This window comes from Zoogloea sp. (assembly GCF_023150065.1).
Taxonomy (GTDB): domain Bacteria; phylum Pseudomonadota; class Gammaproteobacteria; order Burkholderiales; family Rhodocyclaceae; genus Zoogloea.
Genome location: NZ_JAKLLN010000231.1, coordinates 298 through 526 on the forward strand (window position 1 = coordinate 298; position 229 = coordinate 526).

The 229-nt window shown below is 65.9% G+C and carries 1 protein-coding gene; it reads left to right on the forward strand.

Features of this window, described 5'->3' with window-relative positions:
• Nucleotides 1-229: hypothetical protein (locus L6Q67_RS24425; protein WP_296576393.1), on the forward strand; the 229-nt coding region annotated here is incomplete at both ends.

Here is a 229-nt window from a genome sequence, read left to right on the forward strand (position 1 = left end):
CGGCGGGCTTCTCGTCGCCGGGCTCATCGTTACCCTGTTCATTGCTTCACGGATCGCCAATCACGGCGTACAGGGTTTGTCCCTTGGCAGTCTCGGCGGCGAATCGTCCGTCAGCGCGGTAGTCGTCGACGAACCGGTGGTCGAGCCGGTCGCCGAAGTCGCGGAGACGCCGGCCAAACTCAGCCCCGACCTGCAGCGGGTCAAGGCCTACGTGGCCAAGCGCTACCAG